Annotated in this window: 18 protein-coding genes and 1 pseudogene; 3 read left to right on the top strand and 16 right to left on the bottom strand. The window is 41.1% G+C overall.

Translation table 11 applies throughout. From position 1 onward, the window contains the following. Positions 1–20: 20 nt before the first annotated feature. On the bottom strand, positions 21–2930 hold the full coding sequence (gcvP, locus tag ACFQ3S_RS13860) for an aminomethyl-transferring glycine dehydrogenase (protein ID WP_377165433.1): 2910 nt from the start codon (positions 2928–2930) through the stop codon (positions 21–23). A gap of 219 nt (positions 2931–3149) precedes the next feature. On the opposite strand from gcvP, the gene ACFQ3S_RS13855 reads away from it, so the two are divergent. Further along, on the top strand, positions 3150–3965 hold the full coding sequence (locus ACFQ3S_RS13855; RefSeq protein ID WP_377165431.1) for a DUF5672 family protein: 816 nt from the start codon (positions 3150–3152) through the stop codon (positions 3963–3965). On the opposite strand, the gene ACFQ3S_RS13850 is transcribed toward ACFQ3S_RS13855, so the two are convergent. Continuing rightward, the gene (locus tag ACFQ3S_RS13850) at positions 3962–4846 is read right to left on the bottom strand and encodes a glycosyltransferase (protein WP_377165429.1); all 885 of its coding nucleotides are present in this window, start codon (positions 4844–4846) and stop codon (positions 3962–3964) included. The two genes, ACFQ3S_RS13855 and ACFQ3S_RS13850, sit on opposite strands and share 4 nt — an antisense overlap. A gap of 91 nt (positions 4847–4937) precedes the next feature. On the opposite strand from ACFQ3S_RS13850, the gene ACFQ3S_RS13845 reads away from it, so the two are divergent. Then, complete coding sequence (locus ACFQ3S_RS13845; protein WP_377165427.1) at positions 4938–6773, top strand: ABC transporter ATP-binding protein; 1836 nt, start codon at positions 4938–4940, stop codon at positions 6771–6773. A gap of 29 nt (positions 6774–6802) precedes the next feature. Here ACFQ3S_RS13845 and ACFQ3S_RS13840 read toward each other — a convergent pair whose 3' ends face one another. Further along, a complete protein-coding gene (locus ACFQ3S_RS13840; protein WP_377165425.1) occupies positions 6803–7867 on the bottom strand; it encodes an acyltransferase family protein in 1065 nt (354 codons plus the stop codon). 285 nt (positions 7868–8152) lie between these two features. Continuing rightward, the gene (locus tag ACFQ3S_RS13835) at positions 8153–8524 is read right to left on the bottom strand and encodes a BlaI/MecI/CopY family transcriptional regulator (protein ID WP_377165423.1); all 372 of its coding nucleotides are present in this window, start codon (positions 8522–8524) and stop codon (positions 8153–8155) included. Between the two features lie 152 nt (positions 8525–8676). Here ACFQ3S_RS13835 and ACFQ3S_RS13830 point away from each other — a divergent pair, with 152 nt between their 5' ends. Beyond that, positions 8677–10077 carry an MBL fold metallo-hydrolase RNA specificity domain-containing protein gene (locus ACFQ3S_RS13830; RefSeq protein ID WP_377165420.1) on the top strand — a complete coding sequence of 467 codons (1401 nt, stop codon included), beginning with the start codon at positions 8677–8679 and terminating at the stop codon, positions 10075–10077. A gap of 174 nt (positions 10078–10251) precedes the next feature. Here ACFQ3S_RS13830 and ACFQ3S_RS13825 read toward each other — a convergent pair whose 3' ends face one another. The 12 genes and pseudogenes from ACFQ3S_RS13825 to ACFQ3S_RS13770 all read right to left on the bottom strand — a co-directional run bounded on the left by ACFQ3S_RS13825 (position 10252) and on the right by ACFQ3S_RS13770 (position 20367). Next, on the bottom strand, positions 10252–10941 hold the full coding sequence (locus ACFQ3S_RS13825) for an SIR2 family NAD-dependent protein deacylase (RefSeq protein ID WP_377165417.1): 690 nt from the start codon (positions 10939–10941) through the stop codon (positions 10252–10254). A gap of 14 nt (positions 10942–10955) precedes the next feature. Further along, on the bottom strand, positions 10956–12002 hold the full coding sequence (locus ACFQ3S_RS13820) for an endonuclease/exonuclease/phosphatase family protein (RefSeq protein WP_377165415.1): 1047 nt from the start codon (positions 12000–12002) through the stop codon (positions 10956–10958). A gap of 114 nt (positions 12003–12116) precedes the next feature. Beyond that, positions 12117–13682, bottom strand: coding sequence for a M28 family metallopeptidase (locus ACFQ3S_RS13815; protein WP_377165413.1), 1566 nt, complete (start codon positions 13680–13682; stop codon positions 12117–12119). A 790-nt stretch (positions 13683–14472) separates the two neighbouring features. Next, positions 14473–14964: a helix-turn-helix domain-containing protein gene (locus tag ACFQ3S_RS13810; protein ID WP_377165830.1), complete on the bottom strand. Its 492-nt coding sequence runs from the start codon at positions 14962–14964 to the stop codon at positions 14473–14475. 3 nt (positions 14965–14967) lie between these two features. Next, positions 14968–15309 (bottom strand): annotated as a pseudogene (locus ACFQ3S_RS13805) (DUF6597 domain-containing transcriptional factor); the annotation flags it as partial. 10 nt (positions 15310–15319) lie between these two features. Beyond that, positions 15320–15868, bottom strand: a complete 549-nt coding sequence (locus ACFQ3S_RS13800; protein WP_377165411.1) for a cupin domain-containing protein — start codon at positions 15866–15868, stop codon at positions 15320–15322. A 176-nt stretch (positions 15869–16044) separates the two neighbouring features. Next, positions 16045–16269 (bottom strand): Arm DNA-binding domain-containing protein, encoded by a 225-nt coding sequence (locus tag ACFQ3S_RS13795; RefSeq protein ID WP_377165409.1) that lies wholly within the window; start codon positions 16267–16269, stop codon positions 16045–16047. A gap of 547 nt (positions 16270–16816) precedes the next feature. After that, positions 16817–18046 carry a PIN domain-containing protein gene (locus ACFQ3S_RS13790; RefSeq protein WP_377165407.1) on the bottom strand — a complete coding sequence of 410 codons (1230 nt, stop codon included), beginning with the start codon at positions 18044–18046 and terminating at the stop codon, positions 16817–16819. 12 nt (positions 18047–18058) lie between these two features. Next, on the bottom strand, positions 18059–18361 hold the full coding sequence (locus ACFQ3S_RS13785) for a restriction system modified-DNA reader domain-containing protein (protein WP_377165405.1): 303 nt from the start codon (positions 18359–18361) through the stop codon (positions 18059–18061). Between the two features lie 170 nt (positions 18362–18531). Continuing rightward, positions 18532–19371 (bottom strand): ImmA/IrrE family metallo-endopeptidase, encoded by an 840-nt coding sequence (locus ACFQ3S_RS13780; protein WP_377165403.1) that lies wholly within the window; start codon positions 19369–19371, stop codon positions 18532–18534. Further along, entirely contained in the window at positions 19343–19690 is a 348-nt protein-coding gene (locus ACFQ3S_RS13775; protein WP_377165401.1) for a hypothetical protein, read from the bottom strand. Before ACFQ3S_RS13775 ends, ACFQ3S_RS13780 begins: the two co-directional genes overlap by 29 nt. Beyond that, positions 19687–20367 carry a sigma-70 family RNA polymerase sigma factor gene (locus ACFQ3S_RS13770; protein WP_377165399.1) on the bottom strand — a complete coding sequence of 227 codons (681 nt, stop codon included), beginning with the start codon at positions 20365–20367 and terminating at the stop codon, positions 19687–19689. Before ACFQ3S_RS13770 ends, ACFQ3S_RS13775 begins: the two co-directional genes overlap by 4 nt. Between the last annotated feature and the right edge of the window lie 21 nt (positions 20368–20388).

The following is a 20388-nucleotide window of genomic DNA, read 5'->3' as shown; positions in this document are numbered from 1 at the left end:
AGAGCCTTATTAGTTATTGATCAAGTACCGTATTCGGGCGTAGTTACTTCACTTTCTTCAAACTCGTAATCAGTTAGCGGAGGGCAAGAACAAATAAGGGTACGATCGCCGTAAGTATCATTCACCCGGCCTACCGATGGCCAAAATTTGTATGCCGCTACATAAGGGAGTGGAAAAGCCGCTTTTTGGCGGGTGTACGGATGGCTCCACTCGTTACCGGTAATTACGGCCGCAGTATGTGGCGCGTTCTTTAACGGGTTATCGGTTTTATCTAATAAACCATTTTCCACATCGGTAATTTCGTGACGGATGGAAATCATGGCATCACAAAAACGATCCAGTTCATGCTTAGGTTCCGATTCGGTTGGCTCTACCATTACAGTACCAGCAACCGGGAAAGAAACCGTTGGCGCATGGAAACCGTAATCCATTAAACGTTTGGCAATATCGGTTACTTCCACACCAAAGTTTTTAAAGCTGCGGCAATCCAAAATCATTTCGTGTGCGCAGCGGCCGTTGGCACCGGCGTACAATACTGGGTAATGTTCCTCTAAACGGGCTTTAATATAGTTAGCGTTCAGGATAGCGTATTTGGTAGCGTCGGTTAAACCGTCGCCGCCCATCATAGCAATATAAGCGTGCGAAATGATCAGAATTGAGGCTGAACCCCAGGGCGCTGCCGAAACAGCCGGGATAGATTTACCCTGATCGATATTTACCACTGCATGGCCGGGCAGGTAAGGCACTAAATGCTTAGCTACACCAATTGGGCCCATGCCTGGGCCACCCCCACCGTGAGGAATACAGAAAGTTTTATGTAAGTTGAGGTGGCAAACATCGGCACCAATATTGGCCGGACTTGTTAAGCCTACCTGTGCATTCATGTTGGCGCCATCCATGTAAACTTGTCCGCCGTAGGCGTGTATAGTTTCGCAGATTTCGATAATAGATTCCTCGAATACACCATGGGTAGATGGATACGTTACCATTAAACAGCTCAGTTCATTTTTGTATTGCTTGGCTTTGGCTTTCATATCGGCCACATCAATGTTACCGTTATCATCGCAACGTACCACCACAATCTTCATACCGGCCATAGCTGCCGAGGCAGGGTTAGTACCATGTGCCGATGATGGAATCAAAGCTATATTACGGTGATGATCGCCCCTGTCGTTATGGTAAGCACGGATCACCATTAAGCCAGTGTACTCACCCTGGGCACCGGCATTAGGTTGCAGGCTCATGGCAGCAAAGCCGGTAATTTCGCTTAACCATTTATTCAGTTCGTCGAATATTTGCATGTAACCGCCGGTTTGGTCGGCCGGTGCAAATGGGTGCATTTTGCTAAGTTCAGGCCAGGTTACTGGTATCATTTCGGTGGTGGCGTTCAGCTTCATGGTGCATGAACCCAATGCGATCATCGAATGCGTCAACGACAAATCTTTAGCCTCTAACGATTTAATATAACGCAGCATTTCATGTTCCGAATGGTGCGAGTTAAATACCGGATGCGTTAAGAAGGCTGAAGTACGTTGCAGTTCGGCCGGAATTACGGTTTCCAGGTTAGCTTTCAGTTCGTCGAAATTTACATCGTTCAGCGTTTTACCTTTTACTTTGGCAAAAAAGCGGATGATAGTATTGATATCCTCGGGCGATGTAGTTTCATCTAAAGCAATGCTCACCGTTGAACCATTGTAATGCAGGTTCATTTCGTTGTTCAGCGCTTCAGATTTAATAGGGTTAGCCAAAACACCCAACTCAAATTTAACGGTATCAAAATAGCTGCTGTTCAGTTGCTCGTAGCCTAACTCACCTAAAGCTTTAGCTAATAAAATTGCCAAGCCATGCATACGTTGAGCAATTAAGGTTAAACCCTGCGCACCATGATACACGCCATACATACTGGCCATTATAGCCAGCAATGCCTGTGCGGTACAAATGTTTGACGTTGCTTTATCTCTGCGGATGTGTTGCTCGCGGGTTTGCAAAGCCATACGCAGTGCATAGTTGCCGGCACTATCAATGGTTACACCGATGATACGGCCCGGCATCGAGCGTTTATACTCATCTTTAGTGGCAAAAAACGCTGCATGCGGACCACCAAAGCCCATAGGTACGCCAAAACGCTGGCTGGTACCCACTACAATATCGGCACCCCACTCGCCCGGAGGAGTTAACAGCACCAGGCTCATTAAATCGGCCACTACGGTCAGCTTAATGTTTTTGGTGTGGGTTGTGGCGGCAAAATCGGTGTAGTTATAAACCGCGCCATCTTTAGCCGGATATTGTATTATGGCACCGAACATCTCGTCAGTCAGTTCAACCGCACGGTGATCGCCAATAATTAGTTGGATGCCGTAAGGCTCCGAACGGGTTTTTAAAATGTCTATAGTTTGCGGAAATACCTCTTCACTTACAAAAAAGGTATTGGCTTTTAAGTTTTTACGCAGGCTGTATTGCATAAACATGGCCTCGGCTGCAGCGGTGCCTTCATCTAATAACGAAGCGTTTGCAATCTGCATACCGGTTAAATCCAACACCATGGTTTGGTAATTCAACAGGGCCTGTAAACGGCCTTGTGCAATTTCGGCCTGGTAAGGGGTATATTGGGTGTACCATCCTGGGTTTTCGAGGATGTTGCGCTGAATAACGCCCGGTACAATTACATCATAATAACCTTGGCCAATGTAAGTTTTAAATACCTTGTTTTTCGATACAGTTTGTTTCAGCGTATTCAGATAATCGAACTCGCTTTTAGCGGCGGGTAAGTTTAGCGGATTTTTTAACCGGATCTTCTCGGGAACCGTTTGATCGATCAGTTCATCTAATGAATCTACACCAACAGTTTTCAGCATTTTAGCTGTGTCTGCATCATTTGGTGCAATGTGTCTGGCTTGGAATTTCTCCTGGTAATCAATATTCAGTTTCATGAAACGGGATGCCCTTTTTGTGTGCCGTAAAGGTACAATTTTAAGCAGGCATTAACAATTTGTAAAGGAATACTGACAATAGAATTGCTTAGCGCACAAGCAGGTATTGCCTTACATTTACAGGTGACGAGCATAAATAATTTAATTATTTTAGCACTTGGCATTCCGGTAAAATAATATCCTGTTTAAGTGGGTGTTTTTGTAATTTAAATTTGCTACATGGTCAACGCTTTAAAAAAAGTTGCTGTAATAATTCCTTTCTATCAAGATACAATTTCGGGTTATGAAAGCATCGCTCTACAACAATGTGCCAAAGTTTTGGGCAAGCATCCGGTTATAGCCGTTAAACCCGAAAGCCTTACCCTGCCTGAAGCTACCGCATATTTAGCTTTTACCAATGTGGTGAGCTTTAACGACAGCTACTTTGAAAGCATAGCCGGGTACAATCGACTGATGTTATCGGACGAATTTTACTGTCGGTTTTTAGATTATGAGTACATCCTTGTTTACCAGTTAGATGCCTTTGTTTTCAGCGATCAGTTATTGCATTGGTGTAATAAAGGCTTTGATTATATAGGCGCACCCTGGCTGCGCGATATTGAGCATGGTGATTGGTTTAAAGCCGCCAAATCCAAGCTGCAATATTATGTGCATACCCGTTACAATGTGCAAAAAAACGGTGAACCCAGCCCTAAACAGTTTGAAAACCGGACAGGTAATGGTGGCTTCTCGTTACGTAGGGTACAAAGGTTTCATGAACTCACTATAAGCAGACAAGCAGCTATTCAACGATATTTAGCCCAAAGCGGCAAGCATCAGTATAATGAAGACGCTTTTTGGAGCGTTGAAGTGAACCGCAAAAAAAAGGTGCTGAACATTCCTGACTATAAAACGGCTGTAGGTTTTGCTTTTGAGAACTCGCCGCAGCGTGCGTTAAATTTAAACCAACAGGTGTTACCTTTTGGCTGCCATGCCTGGGACAGGCATGTGGCGTTTTGGCAACCTTATTTTGAAAACTTTGATTACCAGATTTAGCCGTTAGGAACAGCCTTATACAGCCGGTAAATGTGCTTATTAAGCTTGAAAAAAAGCGCTTGAAATTTACGCCGGTATATAGTGCAATGCCATAAGGCTTGGTAAACCTTCACCATAGGAACTTCCGCCTTAATAGCTTGCGCAATAAAACTGTAAAAGGTTTCACGCTCGGCAGTTAGCTGGTCTTTAGAGGTCAGCGGCTGTGTTTGTGTGGGTAAGTGCTTATGCCATTTATTATACAGCTTTAAGATTTCATACACCCATTTTTTGTCGAAATTTCCTTCCGAAAAATGGTGCATTAATACTTCATAAGTTACTGCAACTTTATAATGCTGACCTACGGACAGCGAAAAATCAATATCATAAGCATGAAAACCGGTAAAGGTGTACTCATCGAACGGTATTTGCAGGGCAACCGCCCGTGGGCTACACATCCAAACGCCATCAATACAAACCACCTCAGTAAGCTTTTTGTTATCAGGATTACGGTAGTAATGCCGAAGTTCTTGAGTATTCTTATATCCCTGCAATATGTTCACATGGTCGGTTAAAATGCCGGCGCCATGCCAGCCTGATGGTGCAGCAGCTTTATAGGTACTACCGGCTACACCCAGTAAGCCTAACTGTGCATCGGCGTTAAAAATTCTTATTACCTGTTGGCCCCAGTTTAGTGTTTTAAACTCTACATCTTCATGTACAAAACAAAGCATATCATATTGGGCCTGCCTGGCACCCTGGTTATAAACAGCGCATATTCCGTAGGTACCATTACTATTATCAATACCCAGTATTTCGAACGGAACGCCTATGGTGTCGGCTATGCTTTGGCTCACAGCGGCCAGCATACTTTTATTGACCGAAGAAATTATTACAGAGATCATGGCAAGGCGCTATTAACATGGTAAAGCTATAAAATATATTAGCAGAGCCCGTTGTTTAAAATTTAGTTAATTTTGCAGATCAAATTTTTGGATGAAAACTTATTTCCGGTTACTTACCTTTGCCAGGCCAATTGAAAAATTTGCTATACCATATATAATCTGCACCATATTTGCCGTAATCTTCAATACTTTAAACCTGGCCCTATTAGCTCCGTTACTGCAAACGCTGTTCTCTCCTGATAGTAAAGAAAAAGTATCGGCCATACTTCAGGCCGGGCCACCATCGCCACTTAATTTAAGCGCTTACTTTACTTACTATGTTGATGTACTGGTAGATCGTTATAACAATTGGGGCGCTCTCCAATTTGTGTGCGGGGTTATTGTACTTTCGGTAATTTTAAGCAATTTATTTAAGTATTTTGCACAACGTACTATGGAAAATATGCGTGCGCATACTTTACTTAACCTACGCAGGGCCGTATTTGGAAATGTAATGAATTTGCATTTAGGCTATTTTAACAACGAGCGTAAAGGAGACATTATATCTAAAGTTGCTTCTGATGTGCAAACTGTACAGTTTTCGGTAACCGGTACCTTACAGGTAATTTTTAAAGAGCCATTGCAAATGATAGCTTACCTGGTTACGTTATTTGCGCTATCAACCAAACTAACCTTATTTTCATTGCTGGTAATACCTATATCTGCTTTCGTAATTTCGCGTATAGTTAAAAAACTAAAACAGCAGGCTGTATTGTCGCAGGAAATATATGGTAATATGATCAGTTATCTTGATGAAGCATTATCGGGTATCAAAATTATTAAAGCATTTAATGCAACAGAGTTTACCAAGCAAAAATTCCAGAATGAAAATGCTCGTTATACAAGTGTTATAAAAGCTATGGCCAGGAGGCAGCAACTGGCATCGCCTGTATCAGAAGCACTAAGCGTTTCAATGGTGGCAGGAATTGTTTTGTACGGTGGGTACTTGGTTCTTAATCACCAGTCTACGTTAAATGCGGCTGCATTTATTGGCTACATAGCTGTATTCTCTCAATTAATGAGACCCGCTAAAGCTATTTCCGATTCTTTTACCACCATACACTCGGGTATTGCAGCCGGTGAACGTGTTTTAGAATTGGTTGACGAAAAACCCCTGATTAATGATGCGCCAGATGCGATAGCCTTAAATGAATTTAAAGAGGGCATCCGGTTTAACAATGTATCGTTTGCCTACGGCGATAATGAAGTATTACACCAGTTGAACCTACAAATACCAGTTGGTAAAACGGTAGCTTTAGTAGGCCCATCTGGCGGTGGTAAATCAACTTTAATGGATTTGATTCCACGTTTTATGGATCCCAAGCAAGGTGAAATTTTAATAGACAGGCACGATATTAAAAAGGTGACCATGAATTCGCTGCGTGCTTTAATGGGTGTGGTAAACCAGGAATCCATTTTGTTTAACGATACCATTTACAACAACATCGCTTTTGGTAAACCCGGTGCTACGCCCCAGGAAGTAGAGGCCGCCGCGCGTATTGCCAATGCCCATTCCTTTATCCTCAAAACCGAAAATGGTTATCAAACCAGCGTGGGCGACAGGGGTATTAAACTATCGGGTGGACAAAAACAGCGTATTTGTATTGCACGGGCTGTATTGAGTAACCCACCAATTATGTTGTTGGATGAGGCTACCTCGGCGTTGGATACCGAATCGGAAAAACTGGTACAGGATGCGTTGAATAATTTGATGAAAGACCGCACATCGGTAATTATTGCTCACCGTTTAACTACGATACAAAATGCCGATATTATTATAGTGCTTGAGGATGGGCGCGTTGTGGAACAAGGCTCACATAGTGCATTGTTAATGAATAATGGGCTGTACCGTAAACTGATAGATTTGCAAACTTTTCAAATGGAATAAATGCAGCACTATACTTTATGTTATTCAACCTAATTACCCACCAGGCGCTTTGCCTTTGTATAATTAATTAGTTTAACTATGGTCCAGGTTATGCTGTAATTAATGAGTATAAGCGCAATATTGTACAATATAAAAGATACTAAGCTAAACTTAGCTGGTTCTATATGTAAAGGCCTTAATATTTCGGGGGTGGCAAACACTAAAACAATGGCATGTACAAGGTAAATGCCAAAAGTAGTTTGCCGTGGCTGCAATACATCCAATGCCTTAAACGTCCTTATTTTTAAGAGCAAAGCAAATACCGATAACGAGTATAATATATTGCTAAAGCGTAAAGTATTATAACCATGAATACTTTTACGGGCCATAATCAGCAATATTTCCTGGTAGGCCATGGCATACGTAATGGCAATTAGTATAATAAGCAGCCAGTAAGGTACTCCCTTAATATATTGCTCTACAGTCAGCCAGTTTTTACGCAGCTGTGCCCCCAGCCACAAAAAGAAAACAAACCCTAATATAGCTGTGGTGTGCGCGGGGTTAACCCAGTTAAAATAAACGTTCACGCTATAAAATAGGGTAAAGGCTAAAAACACAGTACCTAACTTTACAGAATACAGATACTTCTTAAATATCAACAATAGGGTAATGCTTACCATAAAATTGATAATGAACCAGTAATTACTATACAGATAAACCATCTGAATTTCATTCCAGATGTTCTCCCAGTTAAAGCGGTCGTCGTGATACATATTGGCCTTTACCTGCAGGTTGATCATGTAACATACAATAAACATCCCCGACCAAAATAACCAGGGCCCAAACGTATTGGAGAAACGGCGTTTAAGATACTCCCCCGGTGTATAATCGGTAAACTTGTCGCCTATTAAAAAACCGGCGAGTAAGAAAAATGCGATGGTACCAAATTTGGTGGTTTGCGCCATACCGATATTAACCCAGTAATTAGCAGAACCTATTACCGGGTTTGTACCCAAACTATGCTCGGCCACAATAGCTATCATAGCTATGGCCCGTATATGATCTATAAAATCATAGCTCTGTTTTTTGGGTGCCAGGGTAACCGGATCGGGCATGTATATAAATAGATGTATAGAGGCAAAAGTACAACTGCTTGTTATAATTCTAACTTATTAACAGCAATTAACCATATTTGCTTGTAAATATATGGCTACAAATAAAATGCTTAACAAAGCTCTAAGCAAGGTTGGTGGTATCCCTTTTGTTAAATATAGGGTTTCAATAATTAATATGACGATATTATTATAACAAATTTTTTAAAAACAGCCCCCTCCGTAAAACAAAATCAGGTACAGATTACTCAACAGTAATTAATGCCACCAAGTCATAGTAGTAGTGCTTTATTTATCCTTAAACTTTTCTATCAGTTTCATGATCTCATCGGCTTCTTTCACATTTATTTTTTCCTTTTGCACAAAAAACGAGAACATGCGCTTTACCGAATTATCGAAATAGCCGTTCAGTAATTTATCTGATGCAAAGTTTTGATATTCGTCTTTACTGATAATGGGATGGTATTCATGGCTTTTACCATAAGCCGTATGGCCTACAAAACCCTTGGTTTCTAAAATCCTTATAATGGTAGATACCGTATTGTAAGCCGGTTTTGGCTCTGGCAATAGGTCTATCACATCTTTAACATAACCTTTTTTGATCTGCCAAAGCACATGCATCAGTTGTTCTTCTGCACGGGTTAGCTCTTTAATTTCCATAGTACAACTTATTTAACAGGCTGATAGTTAGCAAATAACCTTACAGCTACATAATATATAAAACTACAACTAATTTATTAGTCAAACAAAAAATTTTACGGTTGCCGACTTTTAGTTTTTAAAGCAGTTATTTGCTTACTAATTTATACCAGATGCATATCACATTTCATGGGGCAGCCCGCAACGTAACCGGAACAAAACATATAGTACAACTAAACAACGGAACTACCATACTGCTCGATTGCGGCATGTTTCAAGGCATGGGCGATAAAACCGACGACATGAACGAACACTTTGGTTTTAACCCGCTCCAGATCAACCATCTGATACTAAGCCATGCCCACATTGACCATTGCGGCCTCATCCCTAAACTGGTGGCTCAAGGCTTTGAAGGACAGATATTTTGCACCGCCCCTACTATGGATCTTGCACGCATCCTGCTGATGGATTCGGCCAGGATACAGGAGCAGGATGCCGAATACATGAACCGTAAGCGCAAAGAAAATCAAGCACCTTTAACCGCACTGTACACCGAAGAGCAGGCTATAGATGCCCTGCGCCTGTTTAAGATAGTAGACTATAACCAGGAAGTAGAAATTACTCCCCAAGTTAAGTTTACACTTACCGATGCCGGGCACGTAATAGGCAGCGCGGCCATCCACCTTACCATAGTTGAAAACGAAAAAGAAACCCGCATTACGTTTAGCGGCGATGTAGGCCGTTACGGCGATCTGTTGCTGCGCAGTCCTGAACCTTTTTCGCAATCTGATTATATTTTGCTGGAAAGCACTTACGGCGATTCGTTGCATAAAGACCTTGGGCCTATTGAGGATGCCTTGCAGGAGATCATCCATCATACCTGTATAGAAAAACGAGGCAAAGTTATTATACCCGCCTTTAGTGTTGGCCGTACGCAGGAACTGCTGTTTGCCTTAAACACACTGGAGCTGCAAGGTACTTTGCCCGATGTAAATTACTATGTGGATAGTCCGCTATCTGACAAGGCCACCCAGGTTATTAAAGACCACCCTGAGGTTTACAATAAAGAGGTTGCTGAGATCATGAAGACGGATCATGATGTTTTCTCCTTTAAAGGCCTGCGCTTTATAGAAAGTGCCGAAGAATCAAAATCGCTGAATGATGACGCACGGCCTATGGTTATCATCTCCTCATCGGGCATGGCCGAGGCCGGCAGGGTAAGGCATCACATCCGAAATAACATCGATAACAAAAAGAACACCATACTTATTGTGGGCTACTGCGAACCAAACTCGTTAGGAGGCCGATTGGTAAGAGGTGATAAAGCAATCCACATTTTTGGCGATGAATACGCTGTTAAAGCCGGAGTAGAGGTGATAAAAAGCATGAGCGCCCATGGCGATTATGAAGACCTGCTCCACTTTTTAAGCTGCCAGGATCCTAAAGAAGTAAAAAAGATTTTCCTGGTACATGGCGAATACGATACCCAGCAAAACTTTGCCGAAAAACTGAAAGAAAATGGATTTAATGATGTGGTGATACCATACCAGCATCAGCGGGTGGATTTGGAGTAGATTCATGGTTCATGGCCAGTAGGTTATAGTTTATTAAAAAGCTTCAAACTAAAATGTTATTGCAAGGAGCGGTAGCAACGTGGCAACCGCACGGAGCACTTAAACGCGTACGGTTGCCGCACTAAGCTTGCAATGACAAGGTTTTTTAATAAAATTTTTTTACCTCTTGATTACCTACTCATCCCCCATCAATTCCTGCACCAACTTCACCAACCCAACCGTTGCCTTCTCTTCAATTTTATACACAGACCCATAATTGCGCACCTCTGGAATCTTAGGATCGATGATATACTTGGGAACTTCGACCGGTACATAATCAATTAACCCTGCTGCCGGGTAAACAGCCAGAGAAGTGCCTACCAGTATGAAAATATCGGCCGTGGCACATAAGCGGGCTGCAGGTTCTATCATAGGCACATCCTCGCCAAACCAAACTACATGTGCCCGCAATGGTGAACCTAACTCGCATACCTCATTCATTTTAATTTCCCAGCCATTAATGGGATACGTTAACTTAGGATTAGCGCTCGATTGTGATCGGGTAATAACGCCATGCAAATGCACAACGTTGGTAGCGCCTGCCCGCTCATGCAAGTCGTCGATGTTTTGGGTGATAATAGTTACGTCGTACTTCTCCTGAAGTTTTGCTAATGCGTAATGTGCCGCGTTAGGCTGCGCTTCCAATACACCTTTACGTCGCTGGTTATAAAAGTCCTGCACCAGTTCGGGATTACGTGCCCAGGCTTGCGGAGTAGCTACGTCTTCAATGTTATAACCTTCCCATAAGCCGTCGCTATCGCGAAAAGTTCTCAGGCCGCTCTCGGCACTGATCCCCGCTCCTGTAAGAATGATGATCTTTTGCATAGTAGTGGTGCTATTTAAATCTTGGCTTTCTTCTCTTCGGCTTCCTCTATGTCTTCCGCATCGGGTTTCATAGATTTTTGCTGGATAGCAGCCTCGGCTTCATACTGCAAATTTAAATAAATAGGAAAATGATCTGACCCAAAGTTGCTTAACCTCTTTATTTGCTTGAGCTTGAAGTGTTTGGAAGTAAAGGCATGATCTAACGGAAAACGTAAAAATGGGTAATGCGCGTTGAACGAATTAAAGAATCCCCGGCCCCGGCGCGGATCAAGCAAGCCACTCATTTTGAGGAACAGTTCGGTGGTATAACTCCAGGCCACATCATTCAAATCGCCGGCTACTATTACCGGGGTGGTGCAGCCTTTGGCCAGATCGGCCACCAGCAATAGCTCCTTATCGCGCTCGGTAGAGCGCACATTTTCGCCTGGTACAGGCGGCGTAGGATGCACGGCGTAAAACTGCACTACTTGTCTGTTGGGTAGCCGTATTTGTGTATGTATTGATGGGACATCTTCTTCTACCAGGTACTTCACCTGCGGATCTATCAGTTCCAGTTTAGAATATAGCAGCAGGCCGTAAGTATTCTCTAAAGGCACCTTAACATGGTGTGGATAAGTATCCTGTAATGCTATAGTTTGCTGCTCCCAAAGCTTATTGGTTTCGAGCAATACCACTACATCGGGGTTGGCCTTTAGCACTTCTGCAACGCAGCCTTTTTTGTTAGTATTGTCCTCAAACACATTGGCTATCATAATACTGATGCTTTGCTTGGGCAAATCTTTATTAACGGCATATACTTGCTTTTTGCCTATTACCGTAAATGGCAATATCAGGTTAAACAAGTAGATGATATTAACTAATTGCGCCACAACAAACACCCAAAATACGGTTACTGAGCCTTTAAAAAAATATGCCCATAAAGTGCCGATTACAATATTGAGCAACAGTTTTTGCAATCGGGGATAATCAAACACCCGAAAGATCCAGTAATCGTTCCTTACCAGCGGCAATAGCGTACAACAAAGCAAGAAAGAGCTAAAAATGAGCAGAAAAGTATTCAAGTTAAAATGTTTAGATTTTTTGCTAAGCTAAAAATATTGCCAATTGTTTTAAAACATAAAAAGCAGGTAGCCCTTGCGGCACCTGCTCTTAATCACAATAGAACTGTTTTAATCTTAGTTTGTGCCGGCTGTTTTGGGTGCCTCTTTGCGGGGCAGCATTTCAGCGCGCTGAGCTGTGTTGTAAACAAACGATGCCACAATAGTAGCAGCTTGTTTAAGGTCGTCTTCTACTAAACGGTCATAAGTATCTTGGTTACTGTGGTGGGTACGGGTATTATAATCCATACCTTCCTGTATAAACTGGAAGCCGGGTATGTTAACACCATCAAAAGACTGGTGATCGGTACCGCCGGTGTTACTGATAGTTACGGTTGAAGCGCCTAAATCTTTAAAGGGCTCTAACCAGCTTTGAAAAATTGGACCAACAGCCGCATTACCTTGTAAATACACACCACGTATTTTACCAGTACCGTTATCTAAATTATAGTATGCCGATAGTTTACTTTGCTCTTTCTTTAAGCTGTCTTTTTTACCAAAGTGTGCGGCCACATAACCACGTGAGCCGTATAAGCCCTGCTCTTCTGAACTCCATAAAGCAATGCGGATGGTACGTTTAGGTTTGAAGCCAATGGTTTTTAATATACGCATAGCTTCCATCATTACCGCGCTGCCTGCAGCGTTATCGGTTGCGCCGGTACCTGCATGCCACGAGTCAAAGTGACCGCCCAGCATTACCACTTCTTCTTTCAATTTTTTATCAGTGCCCGGTATTTCGGCTATTACGTTATAGCCTTGCAGGTCATCGCTGTAAAACTGGGTTTGTACATCGGCTTCCATTTGTACTTTTTGGCCGGCACGTAGCAAGCGCACAATGCGCAGGTAATCTTCACCACTGGTTTCCAGTTCGGGCAAAGCTGCTTTGGCCGTATCGGCGTATGATGCACCGTTGGTGGTAAACACTGTACCATCGGTACCACGGGCCTGGCTTAATATCAAACCAGCACCTTCTTGCTGTAAAAACGTATTGATAGCGCCACGCATAGCCATAACTTTACGGCGGGCAGCCATCATGGCTTCCATTTGTGGATTACCACCAGCCCTTGGGCCACGGCCACCACCAACCTGAGGGGTAGCACTTGCCATTTTGGCTAATTCTTCATCAGTGTACCGGGAAAGATCAGGGTTTTTGCTACGCACTAAAGGGTTGGCAGCATCGAAAACTACAATTTTACCTGCCAGTTTACCTTTATATTTAGCCATATCGGTAAGCGTGTCTATCTTCACCAATACCACATCGCCTTTAATGACACCTTTGGTACTGCTGGTCCAGGCTTTAGGGATTGCTATAATAGCATGATAATAAGGCACAGTGATGGCAGCGTAGTTTTTATTAACCTGCCAGCCTTTACCAAACTTACCCCATGGCTCTAATTTACCGTTTACCAAGCCGTACCCCTGTAACTCTTTCAATGCCCAATTTTGCGCATTTTTTAAACCAGGAGAACCCGACAAACGCGGACCGGCCACATCAGTTAAGTAGAAAGCTGTTTTCATTACTTGTGAATGATTAAGGCCTTCGTCACGTATTTTTTGAACTATAGCCGGGTCAACCGACTCTTGTGCCAGTGCCGAAAGGCTTATACCTAAAGTTATCAGTGAAAAGAGTAGAGGGTATTTCATGCTTGTCGAACTTTTAATTATTAATAACACAAACTTATTCATTTAATGTACAATAAATCCAAATAAACAATAAAATAATTGTTGATAATTCAAATAATTTATAGTAAAATGATTAAACAAGCAAAAAAATTGTTTTAAAAGCCTGTTTTACTAAAAATCCTGTTTTTGTAAGGGAAAACTAAGATATAAGCTTATTCGTGTCTAATTGGAAATAAAAAAATTTTTAAATACCGCCTTTTCGTTATGATCTGTTTAAATCCTAACACTTAGGGCATAAAAAAAGCGCCTAAATCATCGATTTAAGCGCTTTAGATAGGTTTTGTCACCTTTTTGGCGGAATGGACGAGTCATGAACTGCGTTCATAAGTCATTCATTATCTGAATATTATATTTAAAAAAATCCAAGTACTTTATGAATCACGCAATAAAAAACTTTATGACTCTAAATCGTTGATTAAATATAGGAATAATTATAAATATTCGTTGGGTTTAATTCTGAATAATCACCTATGTAATTCAGCAAAAGATGATTGCTTTTAGTTATTTGCATTATGCTTGAGATGGTTCGATTCCCTTAAGGCCTATGGAAGATTTGAGGCTTTTTTGTTGACGTAGGCATTTATGCATAAGGCAGTCGTAGGTCGACGACGACAATCATATTTCTTATCTCAGGCTTTGACGGATATTGGTCAGATCTCAAATTTGTTGACAGCTGAACTCTCAGAACGTTTAATGCCAAGGTTGACAGGTTATCGGATAAAACACGAAGAGATGATGAAATGTTGAATAGTTAGGTTTCCGAAATCCCGAAAGTCTTTTCAGGGCCGCGATCGGCTGCAAGGTAATAAGCTGCTGGTGTAAGGCTGGTGAACTCTTTAAAATCGCGCACCAAATGCTGGTAGTCATAATAGCCCAGGTCGATAGCTATAGCAAACCAGTCTTTCTGAGGCTGGCCGTTTTTAATCTTCATCGCATTTTCAAACCGCGCAATGCGTGCGTATAATTTGGGGCTAATACCCTCGCGGTCCATAAACTGGCGGTAAAATTGCCGCTGGCTCAAGCATGCCTGGCCAGCCAACCAGTCGAGCGAATGGCTATTGGGATGGTTTAATAAATAATGACTGACTTTATCTACGGGCAACCACTGCTTTCTGGAGCGACCAACCAGGTGCAACAAAAAATCTTCCACGATGGGAATCATATCTAGGTAATTACTGGTATTTCGCAGCCGTTCGTTTACCTTGATGATTTCGTTAGAAAAGACCGATTCTGCGTCGACCATTTGGTTCGTCAATTCATAAGAAGGGATCCCTGTTAAACGGAATAACGCCCCTGGTTGAAATACTACCTGGAAGACCAGGAAGTTGCGGCCCACATAACGATTGGTGGCAATTGTCTGCTGACCTATCAGTCGGGAACAAGTGCTTGTTTCCAGCTTACCATTAAATCCATACTCTACCTGTTCCGGGTCCCTTGGCATAAATGACAAACAATTCTCGGCTCTCGGCCAGTATGCTTTAACCGGTAATTCTACCATCTCTGCCGGAAAATGACACCCTACTATCTGGTACCGCCTTACATAAGCAGCAAGGGCAGGCGACGGCGTACGGTAATCATAGATACCCATGGATAATTGGTTAAAACTTTAATGGCGGTCCAACAATTTTCATCCCTTGCGCTTCAAATAATTTTTTGGCCTCTGCTGGCTGCGGGATACCTTTGGTGACGGCTAAAGTTCGGAAAAAATCTTCCATATTGCCGGCTGGAGAAAAAAAGAAGAGCATTTTACAATACGGGCCGGTTTGACACGGCGCGTGCGGTGTTCCCCTTGGTATAAAGATGGAATCTCCGGGACCTAAAAGATGTTGTTCAGTTCCCAGTTGGAACAAGTGTTCGCCTTCCAGTACGTAAAACACTTCATCCTGTAAAGGGTGGATATGCAAGGGAGGGCCGCCTTTTTCATGACCCGTATATTCTGTTATCGACAATTGACCATTTGTATCTTTACCCGATACCTTGATATCTATTGGGCTGTTACCATAGAGCAGCGTTTTTTCGTTAAAACGGTTCCTGCCTTTTTTTAGGATATACCCCTTTACTTTAAGGGGGGCAGCAGTAAGCCTTTTTAACGAAGCTGACAAAACGCCGACTAGCAACGCTGTCTTTAAAAATGTTTTTCTTTCCATACCCAAAGATCGGAGTTCATTAGGGACGGTAGGTGGTAAGGAATGGACATCTTTAGCGTCATTAAATTCTCCGCACGGTCCATGTCCGTTTCGAAGCGGGCGTAGGTTCGAGCCCTGATCTTGTTACCGAATCAGACAGCTTGGATAAATCTAAGCTTGTCTGATTTTTGTTGGACCTAAATCACTGTTAATCTGAGGTAATTGTAAAGCGCCTTAATTTCTTTTTTGGTTCCAACGGCACGCCCTGAATGACTGTTCCATTTGGTGGGGTCGCAATCCCGGCCAGCGGACATATCTGCACGTTTACCATTAACCGTAATGCGCATGTAGATGGGCATTGCACCCCCTTTATCGTTTTTTTGCTTTCTGATATAGAAAAGCAGATGGACATTACTGTTCATAATTACAAGCTTAAAAGTTAAATAAAAGTAAGTTGTAACGTTCCTTTATCAAGATGTTAGATCCAATTACATCTTGATGATCAATCAATTAAAAGCAATTCGGTGCGAAGTGTTTTCCAATTTGGTACGCACCGAATTACGCTCATTTTTGTTGCGTTTTGGTGCATAATATGGTGTTTTGATGTCAAATAAAAACGATGTAAACTATTAATTTGCATCGTTTTAGCATATTTTGGTATTGTTTTTTGTAGTCCGTAGGGGAAAGATATCGAACCGCTTTTTAGAAGATTTGAGACGTTTGGCAAGTTGAAAAACATATTTTATAACAAGGAATAAATGTATTCGAACTACTTTTCTTTGTAAAGAAGCAAAAGAACTAAATACAAAAAACAAAATTGTAATCTTCCTTAATCAGATTTGTGGTGGTTAAAGCACAAGTTGCGGAACCGAATGATTTGATTTGTTTTAATTTAGTTTGACAGAACTACAATCAAATAAAGGTAATAATTAGAGTGCTGACAATAGTTCTATAAACAAGCCTTGATTATCAATCGCCATATTCAGCATCTTGATTATATTTTACACATTCACCGCACAAACCATTAGCTGTTATTGATTCTACATTATCGCCACATTGTATACATTCATGCTCTACCATAATTTCATATTCGCCTTCATAAACCATCCCTTTTCGGTCTTTTTCGGCATGTAAAATGAATTTAAAGTTACATGAAGGGCACTCAATAGATTTGTTATAATCATCAATAACAATTAGTTCATCGCAATCAGGGCATTCAAGGAAGTCAGTACCGCAATGATCACATTGAGCTGTTTGCAAAATAATATATGGATTGGTTGACGGTTGCGGTTCAAATATTCGCAACTGAGACTTGTCTAACGTGTCTGTTAATTTTCTCGGATCATAGACTTCATGTCTGCCATTGTAATCAATATTAGAATAGTCAAAATCGCAAATTTCGCAATGTCGCAAATCCGCTTCCTCAATAATTTCCTCTACTTCTGGTGTTAATAGTTCTGATTCTAATGAACGAAGTAAAGGCGTAAGGCTATGATGAAATAAGGTTTTACTCCGTTTTAATATTTCAATTAGATCCGGGTGAATATTTTCCTTTTTTGCAGGATCTGAAAAATCCCCAGAGTTACTGGAAACAAAAAAGGATTTTGGCATAAACTCAATTGATTCCTCGTCGAAAGGTAAATCCCAAACAACTTTCTCATTTGTCTTTATGTGATCAACCATACTCAAAAGGTGTAATGCGTCCGCCATGCTATTACGCTTATCCCCAACAAATGGAGCTTTTTTGTCTAAAGCCATTTTAGCTGCCTCTACCATATGGGCGTCTATAATGTCAATTGTTTTTGTTTTAGTCTTTAAAAAAACTTCAACCTTTGCAATGTGCTTGGTTTCCGCTTCTATTTTTTCATCTGAAGTAACTTTGATGCTATCTACTAATTTATCGATTGTATCGTTTTCTTTTGGAGCGAAATCTTTTACCGATTTTAAATATGCGATATGAGCTTTTGACTTCTTTTCTATATCATCGATACGATCTTTTGTATGAGTTTTATTCCTTTCGAACTCCTCAAGAATTTTTTCGTTAACAAGCACAACAAGTTGCCCATCATCGACTTTTTTCTCAATGAAATCTATTAAATCATATTGAAAATCGTAATCATGCTTTTTCGAAAGCACATTAAATCCGTTTGAAAGATATATCCAGTTATTAGTATCAAGAAAAACGAAAACCTTATCCATAGAGTTGCTAAACTATTTTGTCGATTGTTCTAAATATCGCTGTTTGATCTTCAAAAGTTCGACAAACTCTTGGTCTTTTTTAATCCTCCAAAATGTCCATCCACTGACGCTTACATTCCTAATAGCTCTCGCAGCCCCGCTTGGATAAGGGAACAATTTTTCCTTTCCATCAATCATTAAGGTAATAGATCCATTTGCATTTAACGTACCTGTAATGTTGCTATCTGATGCGGCAAACAAGGTGGTACCTGCTTGAATTATACCTGCTTGAATAAGCATTTCTAACGTTACATCCTGTTGCTCTTGATATTTCAATTTTCTAAACTTTAGGCCAAAGTAATAACAATTATTGAATAGATAACTTCTCTACAAAATCATTAATTAAGAAGAAGTTTGTAGCTTAATTCAAATAATTTCTATTTTAATTATGACCAATTCTCATAATGTTTGGGTGTATGACTATACAGAATTAATTATACTTAGTGCTAGTACCATATTATAGTTAGTACCATATTTTGTTTTTTTGCATATATGCAGAATTCTTTAAGGCGAAAAGTATTAGGTTCATGGTCGGTATAGTTAAACCAGTCCTCTGCATATAGATCATTTTGAGGTGCTGTATATTCAATTCCGCTTTTATAATATTCGGCAGTGACTGAAACACCAGGTATCGACCCTTTAATGGATTTTAAATACTTAAATTCAAAGTCATCGCTTTCCCAGCGCCAGGTTATCTTGCCATCCTTACTGCAAATAACCATAATCGGCACTTGTTCACTATGTACATAACGTAACAAAAATGCAGTAGCGCTCACTTCATATTTACCTGTCATAAAATTGATCAAGTCCGGCCCGAATGCTTTGCGAAAGCAATCGGCTTTAAAGCGCTCCTCAGGCATTAACAAGCAACTGGCAAAGTAATCAGCTTCTTTTTCCACGATATTTTCTGACTGAAAATTTGTGTAGGATGGATGAGACGGAGTTAAACCGGCTTCTAGGGCGATACGATGTTCATCTATGAAATAGTGCCCTAACTCGTGGGCGAAAGTAAATCTTGAACGAGGGCTGTTTTGCGGCGCTTTATCTAGGTTCATGTAAATATGAAATTCCCTGCTCAAATGCTCCAGCATCCCATCGAAATAATCTTCGTAATTACTGTAGTTAAAGGTAATACCACCCATTATGGCGATGTGTTCGGGTAATATGGGCAAATTGGGGCAATAGAGGTCAGCGACACCTCGCGCTAACGAAGACAAGACGCGTTTTCTTGAAGTTTTCAGTAGCGTTATTGAAGGATTATTTGTTTTTCGACTTGTTCCGGTCATCTAACATTTTTTGTTTTAAAGCGTCTGTTGGTGCTTTTCCTTCGCGCGCAGCCTGTGCCATATTCTGAGATACTTCTTCGTCAACGGGTGAAGCTATAGTCCAATTCTTTTCGATTCTGCCTCGTTTAAGGATCTCATCAGCTGAGGGTATGGTTGAAATAGCGTTGCGGATTTCCTTTTTATGGCATTCTTCAAAACGTTCAATTTCATCATCGGATACAGGAAACAGATAACCGTTGCCTCTGAAAGATTTGATCAGCCTGCGCTCAAACTCAGAAAGGTTATCCAAATTTCCCGGAACTAATTTTAGATCAGTCATTTCTTTGTTTTTGATAGTAGATAATTTACCTGTTGTTGTAATTTTTCAAGTGCCCGTTTTTTGATTTGCCGTCGATTGGGTTCTTTTATATTAAAAATAGTATTAATTCTATCGATTACATCAGATGGGATGTTTTTTCCGTCCTCGCTAAACTGATAACACATCAATAAAACGCCTTTTTCTTTATCATTTAACGTTGCAAGTGCCTGGTTTAATATCTCTTTTTCATAACATTCAGTGATTACCGGCTCTTCATGATCAATAGCCGATTCGAGAACCAAGATATCTTCTATAATTGCCAAATTAGAACTGGCTTTAATTTTTCTAAGTTCTAAGTGCAGTTCGTTTTTGGCAATACCATACAGCCAGCGTTTTATATCGTTGTCAATTTTTGGAGAATCCTTATTGTCGGTTTTAAACTGTGCGGCTTTGAGATAGGCATTGCACAAGCTGTTATTAAAAATAACTTCAGCTAATCCATCGTACAAACCATCATAGGGTTTGCAGACATTTTTACAGGCTACCATAAAAGCAGCGGAGAATTTTTCATAAAATACATTAAACGCCAGGTTCGCTACAGCAGGCTCGTCTTCATTCATGCCCATATATTCCATAAGCGTAAGATTTGATTCCTTACGCAGGTCTGCTAAAGACACGAATGAAGAAGCGTCATCCATCTGTGGTTTGGTTTAGTATAT

It is taken from the genome of Mucilaginibacter terrae, from assembly GCF_042679325.1.
GTDB classification, from domain to species: Bacteria; Bacteroidota; Bacteroidia; order Sphingobacteriales; family Sphingobacteriaceae; genus Mucilaginibacter; species Mucilaginibacter terrae.
This window is presented reverse-complemented; position numbering and strand designations above follow the sequence as displayed.